General features: G+C 40.2%; 15 protein-coding genes. 7 read left to right on the forward strand and 8 right to left on the reverse strand.

Annotated features, from left to right (window positions below):
* The first annotated feature begins 390 nt into the window (after positions 1-390).
* Positions 391-1,158 carry a hypothetical protein gene (locus CDG60_RS17210; protein ID WP_087512050.1) on the forward strand — a complete coding sequence of 256 codons (768 nt, stop codon included), beginning with the start codon at positions 391-393 and terminating at the stop codon, positions 1,156-1,158.
* A 58-nt stretch (positions 1,159-1,216) separates the two neighbouring features.
* Here the strand turns inward: CDG60_RS17210 and emaR are convergent, their stop codons facing one another.
* Positions 1,217-1,867: a two-component system response regulator EmaR gene (gene emaR / locus CDG60_RS17215; RefSeq protein WP_087512049.1), complete on the reverse strand. Its 651-nt coding sequence runs from the start codon at positions 1,865-1,867 to the stop codon at positions 1,217-1,219.
* A gap of 367 nt (positions 1,868-2,234) precedes the next feature.
* Here emaR and msuE point away from each other — a divergent pair, with 367 nt between their 5' ends.
* The 3 genes from msuE (at position 2,235) to ampC (ending at position 5,463) form a co-directional block, all read left to right on the forward strand.
* The gene (msuE, locus tag CDG60_RS17220) at positions 2,235-2,972 is read left to right on the forward strand and encodes an FMN reductase (protein ID WP_087512048.1); all 738 of its coding nucleotides are present in this window, start codon (positions 2,235-2,237) and stop codon (positions 2,970-2,972) included.
* 42 nt (positions 2,973-3,014) lie between these two features.
* The gene (gene sfnG, locus CDG60_RS17225; RefSeq protein WP_087512047.1) at positions 3,015-4,142 is read left to right on the forward strand and encodes a dimethylsulfone monooxygenase SfnG; all 1,128 of its coding nucleotides are present in this window, start codon (positions 3,015-3,017) and stop codon (positions 4,140-4,142) included.
* 160 nt (positions 4,143-4,302) lie between these two features.
* Positions 4,303-5,463 carry a class C beta-lactamase gene (gene ampC / locus CDG60_RS17230; RefSeq protein ID WP_406565319.1) on the forward strand — a complete coding sequence of 387 codons (1,161 nt, stop codon included), beginning with the start codon at positions 4,303-4,305 and terminating at the stop codon, positions 5,461-5,463.
* Between the two features lie 254 nt (positions 5,464-5,717).
* On the opposite strand, the gene CDG60_RS17235 is transcribed toward ampC, so the two are convergent.
* From CDG60_RS17235 to acs, 3 genes are all read right to left on the reverse strand, one after another.
* Entirely contained in the window at positions 5,718-6,296 is a 579-nt protein-coding gene (locus CDG60_RS17235; RefSeq protein ID WP_087512045.1) for an SRPBCC family protein, read from the reverse strand.
* 225 nt (positions 6,297-6,521) lie between these two features.
* Positions 6,522-7,700 carry an acyl-CoA dehydrogenase family protein gene (locus tag CDG60_RS17240; protein ID WP_087512044.1) on the reverse strand — a complete coding sequence of 393 codons (1,179 nt, stop codon included), beginning with the start codon at positions 7,698-7,700 and terminating at the stop codon, positions 6,522-6,524.
* A 306-nt stretch (positions 7,701-8,006) separates the two neighbouring features.
* Positions 8,007-9,950, reverse strand: coding sequence for an acetate--CoA ligase (gene acs / locus CDG60_RS17245; protein ID WP_087512043.1), 1,944 nt, complete (start codon positions 9,948-9,950; stop codon positions 8,007-8,009).
* A gap of 287 nt (positions 9,951-10,237) precedes the next feature.
* Here acs and CDG60_RS17250 point away from each other — a divergent pair, with 287 nt between their 5' ends.
* The 3 genes from CDG60_RS17250 to CDG60_RS17260 all read left to right on the forward strand — a co-directional run bounded on the left by CDG60_RS17250 (position 10,238) and on the right by CDG60_RS17260 (position 13,720).
* Positions 10,238-10,819, forward strand: a complete 582-nt coding sequence (locus CDG60_RS17250; RefSeq protein ID WP_087512042.1) for a DUF805 domain-containing protein — start codon at positions 10,238-10,240, stop codon at positions 10,817-10,819.
* A 76-nt stretch (positions 10,820-10,895) separates the two neighbouring features.
* Entirely contained in the window at positions 10,896-12,695 is a 1,800-nt protein-coding gene (locus CDG60_RS17255) for an acyltransferase family protein (RefSeq protein WP_087512041.1), read from the forward strand.
* Positions 12,696-12,748: 53 nt separating this feature from the next.
* The gene (locus CDG60_RS17260; RefSeq protein WP_087512040.1) at positions 12,749-13,720 is read left to right on the forward strand and encodes a mechanosensitive ion channel family protein; all 972 of its coding nucleotides are present in this window, start codon (positions 12,749-12,751) and stop codon (positions 13,718-13,720) included.
* Here the strand turns inward: CDG60_RS17260 and CDG60_RS17265 are convergent.
* The 4 genes from CDG60_RS17265 to CDG60_RS17285 form a co-directional block, all read right to left on the reverse strand.
* Positions 13,703-14,416 carry a 16S rRNA (uracil(1498)-N(3))-methyltransferase gene (locus CDG60_RS17265; RefSeq protein ID WP_087512039.1) on the reverse strand — a complete coding sequence of 238 codons (714 nt, stop codon included), beginning with the start codon at positions 14,414-14,416 and terminating at the stop codon, positions 13,703-13,705. The two genes, CDG60_RS17260 and CDG60_RS17265, sit on opposite strands and share 18 nt — an antisense overlap.
* Complete coding sequence (locus CDG60_RS17270; RefSeq protein ID WP_087512038.1) at positions 14,413-15,693, reverse strand: 3-deoxy-D-manno-octulosonic acid transferase; 1,281 nt, start codon at positions 15,691-15,693, stop codon at positions 14,413-14,415. The genes CDG60_RS17265 and CDG60_RS17270 overlap by 4 nt, the downstream gene beginning before the upstream one ends.
* 514 nt (positions 15,694-16,207) lie before the next feature.
* The gene (locus tag CDG60_RS17280; RefSeq protein WP_087512195.1) at positions 16,208-17,293 is read right to left on the reverse strand and encodes an alkene reductase; all 1,086 of its coding nucleotides are present in this window, start codon (positions 17,291-17,293) and stop codon (positions 16,208-16,210) included.
* Positions 17,294-17,328: 35 nt separating this feature from the next.
* Positions 17,329-17,628 (reverse strand): ArsR/SmtB family transcription factor, encoded by a 300-nt coding sequence (locus CDG60_RS17285; RefSeq protein WP_087512036.1) that lies wholly within the window; start codon positions 17,626-17,628, stop codon positions 17,329-17,331.
* Between the last annotated feature and the right edge of the window lie 14 nt (positions 17,629-17,642).

Here is a 17,642-nt window from a genome sequence, read left to right on the forward strand (position 1 = left end):
GATGATTCAGCTGAATCGGGCTTTTGTCAGACAATCAAAGCCAGTTCTGCACAGGACTGGCTTTTTATTTTTCATAAAATGCAAAACATATCAGAATCATGCCTGTGAAAATGGTTTGAACTGACCATAAATTTCAGTCCTCATTTTTCTATGGCAAAATCCACCAGAATATTAAGTGAACATGTGTACACTTGGTTACAATTGATTAAATTTATGATTTTTATCCATTTTATATATACGATTTTCCTGCTCTGAACTTTAGTCGTATTCACCTTGCAAATCAGATAATTCATAAATAAGCACAACAAACGATCAGTTTTGTGTTTTATACGTGTCCTGAAAAATTCTGACCATAAAGCTGATCAACCGCTATTTTTAAGGAGTGATCAGATGAATATTTCAGAAACTGTTCCGCATGGGGAAAATCAAAGCTTACAGTTCCACCGTCAGTACGGTGTCAATGCATTACTGCCAGAAATCGACTGGCAGCAGCTATTCAGTCACAGCAAACTGAACGGAACTCACATTCAGGCTTTACAGACCCTGTATCAAAGCGCGGTTCCGCTTGCACTTCAGGTTTTTGAACAGCTGGACTTTGATGTCTTTGCTCCGGCAGCCTATACACCTAAGGGACTGGGACTGTTTGACCGCCTGGCAGAGCAGGAAGAAAAACTGCTGACTGTCCTGCAGCATGAAAGTCATGACCTGAATGAAGAAACCCGTCATCAGTTATGGAGCATGCTGTTACGTGGTGGTGCGGTACTGGTGTTCAAAGCATGGCTCGCCAAAGTCAAAACAGGTGAAAATGCGCTTGATATGACCCAGTTTGATGAACTTTCAGACCTGCTGTTTATCAAAACCTCACCTGAAACACTGGCTGCACATCTGAATGTAAATGCTGAAGCAGAACATGACCATATTTTCCTGATGTATGGCAATGAGGTCTTCCTCGACCGTTTCAACAGCCTTGAAACCGCAGCTCTGTTTGTTGACCTGGGTGTATATGATGCGGCTTTCCTGAGCCTGCGTGATGACCGTGTTGCAGACTATCTGAAAGCACAGAATTATGTCAGTCAGGAACAGATTGAAGACCTGAAATGTGCGCTCAATCCACTGGGCTGTCCTGATCTGATTTCCAGACAGAACTGCATTGCATAAAACTGACTGCAATAAAAAAGACCTCAACTGAGGTCTTTTTTTCATATAAAGCCATCGCTTACATTTTTTTATCTTCAATATTCAGAGCGTTAATTGCAAGCACTGCCTGAGTCCGGTTCTGTACACCCAGTTTACGGAAAATCGCGGTGACATGAGCCTTAATGGTTGCTTCTGACACATCCAGCTCATAAGCAATCTGTTTATTGAGCAGACCTTCAGCAACCATCATCAGTACACGGAACTGCTGCGGTGTTAAAGACTGAATCCGTTCTGCCAGCTCCGTTTCATCTGCTGCACGAGGGTCAAATCCAGAGTTTGCCTGAAGATTTGGCGGTAACCAGATCTCACCTTCGAGCACCTGACGGATTGCTTCGCCAATATGACTTGGATGAGCAGATTTTGGAATATAACCCATTGCCCCATGCGCAATAGCCCGTTGCATAATGGATGCTTCTTCATGTGCAGAAACGACAATAATGGGAAGTGCAGGATACTGTGCACGGACATGAACCAGTGCTGAAAAACCTGACGCGCCTGGCAGATTCAGATCCAGCAGAACCAGATCAGGCTCTGGACCATTTTCAAGCCGTTCATAAAATTCATTTACTGCCGCCGTCTCATGAATCTGAGCCTGAGGTAAGCTGTAGCGAACGGCCTGAATCAAAGCATGACGAAACAACGGATGATCATCAACGATTAATATGTTCATAAGCGACGTAAGAGATCTTTTTGCACAGTGTTTCCTATTCTAACCACACATATGCTGTTAAGGATATGCAAAGACTGACTTTTTTTTAGCCAAAACCACATTTATTTTAAGGAATTTGCACAAAACAATAGCATTCCTGAAAATATGACATCTTCATCAGTTTTTTATATAAATTTCAGTGCTCTGTATGAAAAGCTTATTCTTATGCAATATAAGTTTATTTTTCATAAACTTATATTTCCATTTTTACTTGAAAAATAACATATCTTCAAAACAGATAAGTTTACTGTTTTTCCTTATTTTACCCATGTCCCCTGATGTAGATTAATGAAAGGCATTCCGAGATTTGATTTATCAGGTTGCAAAAATGTCTTTTTATACTCAACAAAAACCACTCAATATTGTCGCTGTATCTGGCGGTTTAAATAATCCATCAAAAACCGAAGCGCTTGTTCAAGCCATTTTAGATGAATTAGGCGAAGCAACACCAATCAATGTGCATTTCATTAAATTCAGTGAAATTGGACACTTGTTAGGTGGTGCAATTTACCGTAATCAGCTTCCACAACGTGTTCAGGATGATTTAGCTGCCGTAGAAGCAGCAGATGCTTTAATCGTGGGCACACCAGTGTACCGTGCATCATTCACCGGTCTGTTCAAACACTTCTTTGATTTTGTTGAGCAAACTGCACTCGTTGATGTGCCTGTATTATTGGCCGCATCAGGTGGTTCAGACCGTCATGCTTTAGTGCTTGAGCATCAGTTACGTCCATTATTCAGCTTCTTCCAGGCGCAGACTTTACCGATTGGTGTCTATGCGACAGATCGTGATTTTACCCCTGAATACACCATTCACAGCGAGTTTTTACGTGATCGTATTACTTTAGCTGTTGCACGTGCCTTGCCGATTTTAGAGTGGGCACCTGCCAAAGGTCAGCGTGCTGAAGTGGTGAAATCAAAAACGGAACAAGCCAATCAAAACTTAGGCATTAACAAACAGATTGAGCAGGATGAAGTACTGCCATCGGCTGCGATTCCAGACCTGGATGCTGCCGAATCGCGTCTACATGCCAAATCCAAAACACCAAAATCACAGGTTGCCTAAGTGCAACCTCGTAAATAGATAATAAGAATAGAGGGTCATCACATGTCACAAAATCAATTCAATAATACAGCTCAACAACAAGCCATAAAGTTTGCCTACTGGGTTCCCAATGTCAGCGGTGGCTTAGTTGTGAGTAATATTGAGCAACGTACCGACTGGAGCTATGACTACAATGTTCGTTTGGCGCAAGCCGCTGAAAAAAGTGGTTTTGAATATGCGCTGACACAGATCCGTTTTACTGCTGGTTATGGTGCGGAAAATCAACATGAATCGGTAAGCTTCAGTCATGCACTTTTAGCAAAAACTGAAAAATTAAAAGTCATTGCTGCCATTCTGCCTGGCCCCTGGAAACCCGCGCTTGCAGCAAAGCAATTGGCAACCATTGATTATTTAACTAATGGTCGTGTGGCGATCAATGTAGTGAGTGGCTGGTTCCGTGGCGAGTTTGATGCCATTGGTGAGCCTTGGCCTGAACATGATGAACGCTATGTACGTTCTGAAGAATTTATCCGTACCTTAAAAGGCATCTGGACAACGGATAACTATAGCTTTGATGGTAAATATTACCAGTTTAAAGACTACACCTTAAAGCCAAAACCTGTGCAAAAACCACATATTGAAGTGTTCCAGGGTGGAAGTTCACGCGCTGCGCGCGACATGGCTTCCCGTGTTTCTGACTGGTACTTTACCAATGGCAACACCCCTGCTGAACTGAAAAAGCAGATTGATGATATTCGGGAAAAAGCCAAAGTGAATGGTCACAGCGTAAAAATCGGCGTGAATGCTTTTATTATCGCCCGTGACACTGAAGAAGAAGCACAAGCGGTACTGCAGGAAATCATTGCCAAAGCCAATGTTGAAGCCGTCAATGCCTTCGGTGATGCCACCCGTGAAGCAGGTGCAGCCTCTAAAGAAGGCGAAGGTAACTGGGCAAAATCTACTTTTGAAGATTTGGTTCAATATAACGATGGTTTTAAAACCAATTTGATCGGGACACCACAACAAATTGCTGAACGAATTGTTGAATTAAAAAATGTCGGTGTGGATTTAGTCCTTTCAGGTTTCTTACATTTTATTGAAGAAGTCGAATATTTTGGGGAAAAGGTGTTGCCATTGGTTCGTGAACTGGAAGCACAACAGCAATCGTTTGTGCAGGTCAGGTCTGCTTAAAGAAGCTTTTCAAGCAGGGTTCTCATGAACTGAATAATCATTATAACCACGGCAACGGTATATTTCCCTCAGAACTCGGTCTGAGGGATTTTTTTCTTTCAAATCGTCAATCAACATGCTATTCAGACAGTTTGTCTCGAATGGAAGATGTTCCTGTATGTTGTTTTTCAATAAAAGCACCGCTATTTTCTGCTTTTTTATCAGTTGTACAAGCATCACCACTGCAAATACCAGCCAAGCAGGAATATCTTCAGATCAGCTCAAGGTTGAAAAAGCGATAAACCAGTCATTTCAGCCCCTGATGAAAAAATATGATGTCGCAGGTATGGCAATCGGCGTGATCTATAAGGGAAAAAGTTACGAACAATATTCAGGTTTACAGTCCATTGCAGACCATAAAAAGGTGAATAAAAATACACTTTTTGAATTAGGTTCAGTCAGTAAAATATTTACTGCAATTGCGGGAACGTATGCGCAAAATCTTGGAAAAATGTCTCCTCAGGATTACCCTGCGCAATATCTGCCTGCACTCAAAAACTCAGAAATCAATCAAGTGACACTGCTGGAATTGGCAACCTACACCAGTGGCAATCTTCCTTTACAGTTTCCTGATCAAATACAGACGGATGCCGAAATTATTCAATATTTTCAAAACTGGCACATTAAAAATCCGATTGGAAAATACCGTCAATATTCCAATCCAAGTATAGGGCTGTTCGGTGAGTTGACGGCGAAAGCGATGAAGATGTCTTTTAAAACCTTATCCGAGCAGGTCATCTATCCGCAACTCGATCTCAAACATACCTATATTCAGGTACCTAAACAACAACAGAAAAATTATGCCTTTGGTTATAATCAAAAGAATCAGCCGATACGTGTGACTGCGGGGGCTTTTGATACTCAAGCCTATGGCGTGAAATCGAACCTGGCGGATCTGTTGCATTTTATCAATTTAAACATAGATCCTGAGCTTGCCAGAGCAACGATCAAACCTGCGATCAAGGCTACACATACAGGTTATTATAAAATTGGAGACATGACTCAAGCACTCGGATGGGAAAAATTTACTTATCCAGCGACATTGCAGACCTTACAGGAAAGCAACTCTGAGCGTGTTGTTATGCAATCAAACCCTGTTGAGAAAACAACGGTTGAGACTGGCTCAAAGGTCTTCCATAAAACAGGTTCTACCAATGGTTTTGGGTCTTATATCATTTATATTCCTGAAGAAAAATTTGGTTTAGTGATGTTGATGAACAAAAAAATACCGAATCCTGAACGCATCAAAGCTGCTTATGAGGTATTTCATTCATTGCATTAAAATCGACATAACTCTAAAAATGCCAGTTGAATAACCACATAAAATAAGTCCTCTTAACATTTCCCGTTAAGAGGTCATCATAAAATTAAAAGATATTATTAACTGATGTTCCGCAATAACATCAAATCTTAGATCGCACCTCAATAAAAAGTGGATACGCGATAACGTCATCCGTAACGTGTTTGAGGCATAAGCATGCTAAAAGCAAAAAGCCCCATATTATTTCAATGAGGCTTTCTAAAGTTTTCAGCCAATCAGTGTGTTTCGATATAATTCTTTAAATGTTGCGCCATTTCCCATTGTGAACCGACAAAACGATACAATGCTTCAACTTCTTGCTTGCTCGCACCTTCAATAAATTTCTTATCTAAAGTCACTTCAATAGTTCGCTTAAACTCGGTTGTATTTTGAGATTTTTCTGCAAATTCATAACTGATTTTAGAATGAATCGGCACTTGCGCATAAGTTTCCCAACCTGCGATCACAAACTTTTTATTCGGAATATATTCCAGAACATGCCATTCATTGGTCCAGTTTTTGATACCAGGAATTGGACTTGCAATCGTTTCCTTAAACTTAATGCCTTGTTGCACCTTCACATTTTCAGGTTGAATACGCAGCGTCACACCTTTATTGATATCTGGCCATATATTGACATTGGTCAATGATTTAAACACATGCGCAACAGGTTTTTGAATTTCAACGGTGGCATAACCGCCTGTTGAATAATTCAGAACTGTTTTCTCCTCAACCTGTACAGGACGATCTTCTGCCCAAGCTTGCGACATACTCATCGCAGGTAATAACAACAATGCATAAGCTAATTTTTTCATGAATTTTCTCTCATTCTTTCAATATTATTCATTCATCAATGATTTGATATTGAATCAATTTAGCATAGTTATTTTGAGCCAAAGGTGCGCTTTATAGGAAATATTGTCCTATTTTTAAAGGTTGATATTTAAGTACAAACAAGCCAATCGCACATCATTTACTATGAATAAACGATCAGCTTTTACTGCTGACCAGATATTAATAAAATCTGTATTTTATTGAATTTAAGAATAAAAACTCGGATCAGGCACTTTTCCTGTCAGTAACCATTCACCGACTTCCTGATACTTATAATCAATCGGATCATGCAAAGTCTGCGTGCGTACATTCCGCCAGAAACGGTCTAAATTCAGTTTGGCTGTGGTGGCTCTTGCACCCATGACCTGGAAAATATTTTGCGTCACAAATAGCGACGTATTGGTTGCGGCAATTTTCGCAGTGGCTATCGCAACAGATACCTGTCCACGCTGTTCTGCTGTTAAATCCTCACCTACATTCCACGCATCCTGCAAAGTTTCTACGGCTTTATTGGCAAGTAAAAGCACACTTTCAAGCTGCACATAAAATTCAGCAAAATGCTTTTGGGTAAATGGATCATTGACCGCATTTTCAGCCAAAGATTTCGACCATGCTTTCTGACTTTGCACAGCCTCTTTGGCAATTTCAAATGCTCCCTCAGCCACACCTAAAAATAAATGTACAAAAATCAGTTGCGCAATCAACGGACGTATACTCGAATATGGTGTACTTAAAGGGCCTGGATTAAGTAACAATTCATCTTTGGAAATTTTGACCTGTTCAAAATGGCTAGTACCGCTATCGGTCTGGCGTTGCCCCATATTGTTCCAGTCACCCAAAAAACTTACGCCCTCACGTGCAGTGGGAATCACCCCGATCAATAATTTTCCAGCTTCATTAAAACCCGAACAGAGTAAAATATCTGAATCAATTGAACCTGAACAAAAGCTTTTATCACCTTGAAAAATATATTTATTCTCTGAGATTTGAGTTGCTGTGGTGCGTTGATCCAATGGATTTAAAGTATTGCCCCAGAACAGATTATTTTTTGCCGTATCTTCAAACCATTTTGCATATTGCTCAGGTTGAGAAAATAATTGCACTGTCGCAATCAATAAATGATGAAAACCATAGACATGCGCCAAAGAACTATCGACTTGTGCAATAGTTCGGATGGTATGGAAAATAGTTTTCCAATCCGCCCCTTGCCCGCCATATTGCTTAGGAATAGACAGTCCAAGCAAACCACTGCGACGAATCAGATCACGTTCATACTTTGGATTGCCCCCCGTCTTGTCTCTTTCAGCCGCAGTCTGCGCAAATTGCTCAGCCAGTCGTTGAGCAACTTCGAGGGGAGATCGGTTTAAAGCCTGTGGCGCATTCATATGACTATCCTTATTTTCAATATTTTTAGCTTAGCAGATCATCCTGAACTGCTTTATCTGAATGCCTGCTGTGCTTATGCACTATTTTGAAAATACTGAGCCACACAAAAAAATACCGCTGGCCTGAAGCTAACGGTATTTAACCTTCGATTCAATTTGTTGAACTAAAAGTGATTCAATAAATAGTATTCTTCCACAATTTAAAAAGTAATCACTTAGCTTCTATTAAAATCATAATGTAAGTCCCTTCTCCCTGGGGATGAGGAGTGAAACTCCGCAAGAAAAAGGTGAAAACCAATTGTCAAATCAACTATTCGCCTGCACTTCTTTAATCAACTGATCCACCACACTCGGATCAGCCAGTGTCGAGGTATCTCCCAGACTATCCAGCTCATTGGCAACGATCTTACGCAAAATACGACGCATGATTTTTCCTGAACGGGTTTTTGGCAATGATGGCGCCCAATAAATGGCATCAGGGGTCGCAACAGGACCTAGAACCTTACGTACCCACACCACCAGTTCCTGACGCAATTCTTCCGTTTCAGCTTCACCTGCCTGTAAAGTGACATAGGCGGCAACGCCCTGACCTTTAATATCATGTGGCATACCGACCACCGCAGACTCAGCGACTTTTTCATGCGCCACCAAAGCACTTTCAATCTCAGCGGTTCCTAAACGATGCCCAGAAACATTCAGAACATCATCGACGCGTCCAGTGATCCAGTAATATCCGTCTTTGTCACGGCGTGCCCCATCACCGGTGAAATACGCTCCTGGGTAAGTTGAGAAATACGCTTCAATAAAACGCTCAGGGTCTCCCCAGATCGTCCGCATCTGTCCAGGCCAGGAATCTTTGATAATTAAATTCCCCTCAGCCTCTCCCTCAAGTTCATTGCCCTCTGCATCGACCAAAGCAGGCTGTACCCCAAATAAAGGACGTGTTGCAGAACCTGGTTTAACCGCTGTAGCGCCAGGTAGTGGGGAAATCAAAATACCGCCTGTTTCAGTCTGCCACCACGTATCTACAACTGGACAACGACTTTCACCAACGACGGTATAGTACCAGTTCCAGGCCTCAGGATTGATCGGCTCACCCACAGTACCTAATAGACGTAAACTGCTACGATCGCTCTCACGGACGTAGGCATCACCCTCACGCATCATGGCGCGAATCGCAGTCGGTGCTGTGTAAAGGATGGTAATATTATGTTTATCAACAATATGCCCTGTACGTGCCCAGCTAGGATATTGCGGAATACCTTCCGACATCACTGTGGTCGTACCATTGGACAATGGACCATAGAGCACATAGGAATGCCCCGTAATCCAACCCACATCGGCAGTACACCAGAACACATCACTCTGTTTAATATCAAACACTTCACGGAAAGTTGAATTTGCATAGGTCAGATAGCCACCTGTGGTATGCAATACACCTTTCGGTTTTCCAGTAGAACCTGAGGTATACAGAATAAACAGTGGATCTTCCGCATTCATCGGTTCAGGTGGACAAATATCAGTGACGGTCATGATTTCCATGTGATACCAAAGATCACGGCCTTCTTTCATCGTGATCGGATGCCCTGTACGGTGTACCACAATCATTTTTTCAACTGAAGATGTACCATCCAGTTGTAATGCTGCATCGACATTTTCTTTGAGTGGAATGGTTTTACCACCACGCATGCCCTGGTCAGCTGTGATCACCAGTTTTGCCTGACTGTCATCAATACGACTCGCCAAAGAATCTGGCGAAAAACCACCAAAGACCACGCAATGCACAGCACCTATACGTGTACATGCCAACATGGCAATGGCAGTCTCTGGAATCATCGGCATATACAGCACCACTCGATCCCCTTTACGGATACCATTTTTCTTTAGAACATTGGCAAAACGACATACCTCATCATGTAACTCTTCAAAAGAGATTATTTTATGACGTGATGGATGATCCCCCTCCCAGATAATCGCAGGTTTCAATGGGTGTTCTTTTAAATGACGATCCAGACAGTTTTCACTAACGTTTAACTGCCCATCTGCAAACCACTCGATTTTGAAGTGATCGGGGTCATAACTGGTATTCTTCACTTGTGTGAAGGGTTTAATCCAGTCAAGTTTCTTCGCTGCTTCTGCCCAGAATTCGTCTGGGTTTTCTACAGACTTCTGATACCGTTCAAAATACTGTTGTTCATTGGTTCTTGCTGTTTTTACAAATTGTTCGGGTACCGGATATATCTCATTCATAATTATACTTCCTTGATTTTATTCATCTCATCACGAGATGTATGCCGAAATTCTTGCTTTTATTACCTGCATCAGATCACTATTACGTTTGTTTTTTGATCATCTCAATCATGCTTTAGTCGTATATTATATATACAGTTTTATCCTCCATTTAAAACATATTCAACAAAAACATGTCTCCATCTGGTATCTGCTTCATTAAATTCATCCTATAATTTTTACAGAGCCAGTGCAGGCGATTTAAAACAAACCAGCATTCTCTTACTGAAAAGCTACCGGAATCACTCATGAGTTCACATCGTTCATCCTCTTTTTTTTCAAAATCTCAGCCTGCTGTCAAAGACAACCCTCTGTCAGCGGCAGGACGGTTTGGTCGCTTAAGCATGATCGGATGGCAAAGTTTCCTGAACCTGAGCGTGTTTCTGGCGGTGATTGCACTGAGTTTATTTACAGGAATTTTCAATCTGAATGCGATGGCATTCAGCCATAATATTATTGATATTCTTTTAAGTTTTACTGGGTTTATATATCTGGCACTTGTGGTCAGCTATCTCTATTTTTCATTATTGATTGCTGTTCGCCGTCTGCATGACCTGAATAAATCCGGATGGCTCATCCTGTTGTTCTTTGTTCCTGTGATTCAGTTCTTTTTTATTCTGTATTTACTGATCGCACCAGGAACACGGGGAAATAACAGTTATGGTATGCCCAGAACAACTGCTTTATGGGAAAAAATCCTCGCCTGGCTGGTTATTCTGCTGACTGTACTGAGCCTTTTCAGTATGGGCAGTTTAGCCTCGTATATGATGGGTGCAGGCGAACTGGATACTCCGGCTGAAGTTTTACAGAAACGCACTGAGTATTTTTAAGTTGATTTTACTATAACTTATATAGACTCATCGCTTACTATTAACAACTTCCACCCAACCAGCTCAAAACATCTATATGTCATCTCTACCCTTACGACTCGATATACAGGGTCTCCGTGCTCTAGCTGTGCTTGCCGTGATAGTTTTTCATATAAATAAGGAGTGGCTTCCTTCTGGTTTTATAGGGGTAGATATTTTTTTTGTGATTTCTGGTTATATTATTTCCACAATAATATTAAACAGGAAAAGTGATTTTAGTATTTTAGATTTCTATAATAAAAGAATCTTACGTATTGTTCCTCCTTATATTTTTCTACTCAGCATAACCTGTTTAGTATCAACAATACTTTTTACCAACAATGATTTAATTGATTTTTATCAGAGTATAAAAACAGCATTATTATTTTATAGCAATTATTATTTTTCAGATTTTGGAAATTATTTTTCTCCAAGCTCAGATGAGCTTCCCCTGTTGCATACATGGTCACTTTCTGTAGAAATGCAGTTTTACTTTATTTTACCATTTCTTCTTCTAGCTTTTTCAGAAAAAATAAATAAAAAGATCATTATATTTACAATTATACTTATAACAATATGGTGTGAGCTTTACAATAAAAATCACTCGGATATCTATTTTTCATTAACAGCAAGAATTCCTGAATTTTTAATAGGAACATTCGCTGCAATTATTTATAGAAAAAATTACAATCTAAGATATCTTTCACACTTCGGTATATTTTTATTAATTCCATGTTTGTTTTTAATCCCTGAAAGTAAATTTCCTGGATTTTTAAGTATACTGCCGTGTCTCGCAACTGCTCTTATCCTTCTGCAAAAACAGGAAAATATTATTAATCAGTATTTTTCTAAAAAAATCATAGTTTATATCGGTACTATCTCATATTCACTATACCTATGGCATTGGCCTATACTTGCTTTTTTTAGATATTATTCAGAACAAAAAAATTTAGATCTGAAATATATTATCCTGTCAGTTATTCTAACTGCGATTCTATCTATATTATCTTATCACTTAATCGAGAAGTCTATTTCAAAAAATAAAAAATCCCGAGTTTATTCTTTTATTCTATTCAATTTTATATTTATTTTACTACTACTAACTTATGGAAAAGATATAAATAAAAAAATAACACCTGATAATCCTTTAAGCCTCTCAAGATATGCCGATGCAAAGATGATCTGTCATAGTCAGATACTTCCATCCTGTTTAGTTATGACCAGTCCCAAGGAAAAAAATGTACTTGTTATCGGGGACTCACATGCAGGGCAGTTAAATTTATATTTTAAACATTTATCTAAAAGTACAGATTATAATTTCAATGTTATTTCATCAAGCTCATGCTTACCTATTGAAAAATTTAATATAAACAACTTACCAGAATGGGCAGTAGAACCATGTAAGCGTCAGATAAAAATTATCCAGAAAGAATTACCTAAATATGATACAGTTATCATTTCTGCCCTTTGGTCGAAGCACTTAGAAGATAAAGATTTTTCATCTGTATTATCTGATTTTATTAACAAAACCAAAAACACACATAATATTCTTATAATGGCTCAAATACCTACTTTTTCAAGAAATGTTAAAAGAGTACAACATTTCAAGTCTTTAGGACTCAACCCTGAAATACATGTTGAAGAATATCAATCGACAGCGAATCAGGAAATTCAGGCACTATCAAAAAAATCAAATATTACTTTCCTTGATTTTTCAAAGAATCATATGTTTGCTGCTGCTCCATTTTACAAAGATATACCTATTTATTTTGATTCCAATCATTTAAATGAATCTGGTGTAGAACTGTATGTTCAAAATACAGGAAAAGAATTAATCTCAACGCTCAATAAATTCTAGACATAACTGATGAAACATAAGAAAATTTCATGATTCATTATTAAGGAATTCACGTGGCCGAACAACAGAATGCCCTGAGTGAAGTCACTCAGGGTACAACGCAGCTTATTCAGGAAGCTAGCGAAAAAACAGCACAGACTGTCATTGAACATACTGCAAAATACAACGAGGCGTATTCAACCATTGATAAATTTGTCGATGGTTTCTGGGAGCGCCTGCCTTATATCTGCATTGCATTCATTGTATTTACTGTTTTTATCCTGCTTTCAAAACTGTTCAAATTCTTTGTTCGCAAAACGCTGTCTGAACGCTCGTACACTAAACAGAACCTGGTGCTGGTGCTGAACAGAGTCGGTAGCTCCGCGATTATTTTCTTCGGTTTCTTGATCGCAATGGTGATTGCGATTCCAGGTTTTACACCAGGTCAGTTGATGAGCGCCCTGGGGATCGGTTCCGTAGCCATCGGTTTTGCATTTAAAGATATTTTCCAGAATTTACTTTCAGGGATTCTGATTCTGCTTTCTGAACCATTTAAAATCGGTGATGACATTATCGTTTCAGGCATGGAAGGGACGGTTGAAGATATTCAGATCCGTGCAACTTTCCTGCGTTCACCTGATGGTCGTCGTATCGTGATTCCAAACGCAACGGTTTATACCAGTGCTGTGACGGTCAATACTGCCTACCAGCGTCGTCGCTGTGAATTTATTGTCGGTATCGGTTATGAAGATGATGTGCAAAAAGCCAAAGATATTATTTTAAAATTACTGGATAAAGATCAGGCTATTCTGAGTCAGCCAGGTTTTTCTGTAAATGTGGCGGCACTTGCGGATTTCTCAGTCAATTTAAAAGTCCAGTGGTGGGTCAATACCACTGAAACATCGACATCTGCATCTATCAGTATGGTACAGGAACATGTAATTCAGTCTTTTGCTGAAAATAACATTTCCATTCCTTATCCTGTTCAGGAAGTCAAAGTTTATCGTGGCGAACAACCTGATGATGAATCAGCACGCGCTAAATAAACGCCCCAGTACATAGGGAATTGCGGTTTCAGTTCTTAAAATTCGGTTGCCTAAGCTCACCGCCTGGCAGCCGTTTTTTATGAGCAAATCAATTTCATAAGGAATAAAACCACCCTCAGGGCCTATGATCACTGTACATGGATGATCAACCGCATAAGGCATTTTTAAATCTGTATAAGGATGTGCGACATAAGCAGGACATTGAGTGCTGATCATGCTCGGCAATACATCTTCAACAAAAGGTTTAAAGCGTTTATATAGCTCAATTTTTGGTGCAATCGTGTCACCTGCCTGTTCTAAGCCTAATGCCACAAAATGGTCAAGCTGTTGTAAGAATGGCGTTTGCCAGTAACTTTTATCCACGCGATAACTGTGGATAAGAATCAACTTATCCACACCTAAGGTAATCGCATCCATAATTAAACGACGTAAAACTTTTGGACGTGGTAAAGCCACAATCAAAGTCACTGGTAATTTTTCAGGGGCTGATTCTTCTTTTTGCGGTTTGATCTGAATCGAATTTTCTGAAATATCAATAATTTCAGTTAAATATCGTTTTCCTTCACGAATCCCAACTTTCAGCGTATCACCGACTTTGACATCGACATGGGTCTGTAAATGTTCAAGTTGTCGTTTGGAACTGATTGTCCATATTTCAGATTCAGTCTGACGAGGGTCTAACAGCACGATGTTCATAGATAGGTATCAATCACCGCAATATGCTTCTGCAAAGACCCTTTATTACGATTTAAAACCTCAATCGCATGTTGGCTCAACTGCTGAGCAAATGCCTGATCCTGCAAACAACGTACTAATAACTGTGTCACTTCATCCACAGACTGCCCGACCGCAACTGCATCTGCCTGAATAAACTCATCGACAATGGCTTGGAAATTAAAATAATTAGGGCCAATCACCGTTGGTACATCTAACACCATAGGTTCTAAAATATTATGACCACCACCTGGTTCATTCAGCGATCCACCGACAAAACAAGCCTGACTTAAACCATACCACAACCACATTTCACCCATACTGTCTGCTAAATACACCTGAGTATCTGATTGAATAGATTGGTTTAAACTGCGACGCTGGGTATTTAAATTTAAACTTTGGGCAATATTAAAGACTTCATCAAAGCGTTCAGGATGACGAGGTACAACGATCAACAACCAATCCGAATGCTGTTCCAGATACGGTTTAAAAGCAGTAAGTAGTTTTTCTTCTTCAGGAGAATGGGTACTGGCAATGGTAATAATTTTACGGGAACTTAAATTCCAATCCTGTTGTAACTGTTGAGCTTTCTGTACAAATTGCTCAGGTGCTGAAATATCAAACTTGATACTGCCGACAACTTCAGTTTGATCTGGCTGACTGCCTAAAGTAATAAAACGCTGTTGCGTTGCCAGATCCTGTGCCAATAAACGATCCAGTTTTTGCAACATTGGGCGGGTCAAACTCGGCACTTTGCCATAGCCTTTGGCTGATTTTTCCGAAAGACGTGCATTGACCAAAATACAAGGCACTTTGAATTCTTTGGCTTGATCAATCAGGTTGGGCCACAGTTCTGTTTCAACCAGAATCAACAGTTTAGGCTGATATTTTTGATAAAAATCAGCGATTAAAAACTTTTGATCCGCAGGTAAATAGACTGCCTGAAATAAAGCTTCATAGGGTGCTTTTAAGAATAATGATTTAGAACGTGCCTGACCCGTCTTGGTGGTATTGGTCACCAGAACGGTATGACCCAATTTTAAATAATGCTCAATCAAGGGTTGGGCTGCATTGGTTTCACCGACTGAAACACAATGAAACCATATCGTTTGCAGATTTTTAGCAGGCTGAAATGGGCCAAAACGTTCAAGGGCTTCTTGTTGATATTCGGCTGTATTTTGCGCACGTTTTTTAATTTTCGAGCGATACAAAGGTTTGACGATCGCCAGTGCTGCGTTATACCAAAAAGGAGTAGCCAAACAGAATGCCCCAGAATCAATTTAATGGGCAAATATAACAGAGCTGTATTCAGTTGTTAATGAATAATCTTTAACGAATTGTTGTGAAAAATCTCAATATATTTTTTGGACAGTAAGAACAATATTATTTAGCGCTATTCTCAATAAAATAATGAAAGTCCCTTCTCCCTTTGGGATGAGGAGTAAAACTCCGCAAGAGGATGAGGGGTTTTTGAATAGAAAACCTCTCCCTACCCCTCTCCTGAAAGGAGAGGGGACATTCAATATTGAAGCAATTCAATGTAGGTGGTGCTATCACGTTAGGCGACAGGGATGTCGCCGTTGGGTACAGGTAAAGGGACTTACCTTGTACCCAACAAAGGATTTTGGTTACTTTGATCCCTCAAAGTGACAATCGCCTACACAAACTAATAAAGAATTTTAATGGAAAATGAGGCAGTGCATCATGAATAAATTGAAACTCACGTATGCTCTAGAATAAATAGACGATATTTAGAAATACCGTCTTTCACTATTAAACTGATAATTCACTTTCAGCTTTTGCATCCAAAGCAGGATAATCAATATACCCTTCAGCAGTCTGCGAACCGATCATATTTTCAAACACCAGTTCATTCAAAGGCGCATCCTGAACCAGACGCTCAAACAGATCAGGATTGGCAATATATGCCTTACCAAAAGACACCGCATCTGCCTTACCTGAAGCCAGTAACGCAATCGCATCATCACGGCTCAACTTCATATTGGCAATATAAGGCACACCGCCTGAACGCTGTTTCATATCTTCACTGATACTATCATCAGCCAGATATTCACGAGTAAAGAAGAATGCGATCTTACGCTTTCCTAACTGCTCCAAAGCATAGCCAAAGGTTTCACGTGGATCAGCATCACCCATATCATGTTCATCACCACGTGGAGCTAAATGCACGCCAACACGACTTGCACCCCACACCTCGATCAACACATCAGTCACTTCCAGTAATAAACGCGTGCGATTCTCTACCGATCCACCATATTCATCATCACGTTGATTGGTAGAACTTTGTAAGAATTGGTCGATCAGATAACCATTAGCAGCATGAAGTTCAACGCCATCAAAACCAGCCGCTTTGGCACGAATTGCAGCCTGTTTATATTGCGCAATAATGGTTTTAATTTCAGAAATTTCCAAAGGACGTGGTACAACATAATCACGTTTTGGACGCAGTAAACTCACCTGACCCGCTTGTTGCACGGCGCTTGCAGAAACAGGCGTTTCACCATTGAGAAGATCAGGATGCGAAACACGCCCCACATGCCATAATTGCGCGATGATTAAACCGCCTTTGTCATGCACAGCTTGAGTCACAGCTTTCCAACCGTCAACTTGCGCATCTGTGAATAGCCCTGGGGTATTTAAATAACCATTGGCTTCTTCAGAGATTACCGTCGCTTCGGAAATGATTAAACCTGCACTGGCACGCTGTGCATAGTATTCCGCCATCATTGCGGTTGGAACACGATCATCCGTCGCACGACTACGTGTGAGTGGTGCCATAATGACACGATTTTTGAGATGTAAATCGCCCAGAACAAGGGGAGAATTAAGTTCAGCCATATTTGCCTCATCACTCGCTTTGTTGAAATCAACAATCAAAGCGAGTTTTTTAAGTATTCAATATATTGCTGAATAAGAACTTCATTACGTGAAAAGTACGACCATTGACCATACTTTTCTGCTTGAATTAATCCTGACTGTTGCAAAACTGACAAATGATTAGACATCGTGGACTGAGAGACATTACCAAGTTTCTCGATATTCCCTGCACATATGCCACGACTAAATCCACCGCACTGCTCTTCACACAGATACTGTTGAGGATTTTTCAACCACTCCAGAATCTGGCGTCGAGTCGGATTTGCCAATGCTTTAGAAATTAAATCAATATCCATAGCCACAACCCGTA

This window comes from Acinetobacter chinensis, from assembly GCF_002165375.2.
GTDB lineage: Bacteria > Pseudomonadota > Gammaproteobacteria > Pseudomonadales > Moraxellaceae > Acinetobacter > Acinetobacter chinensis.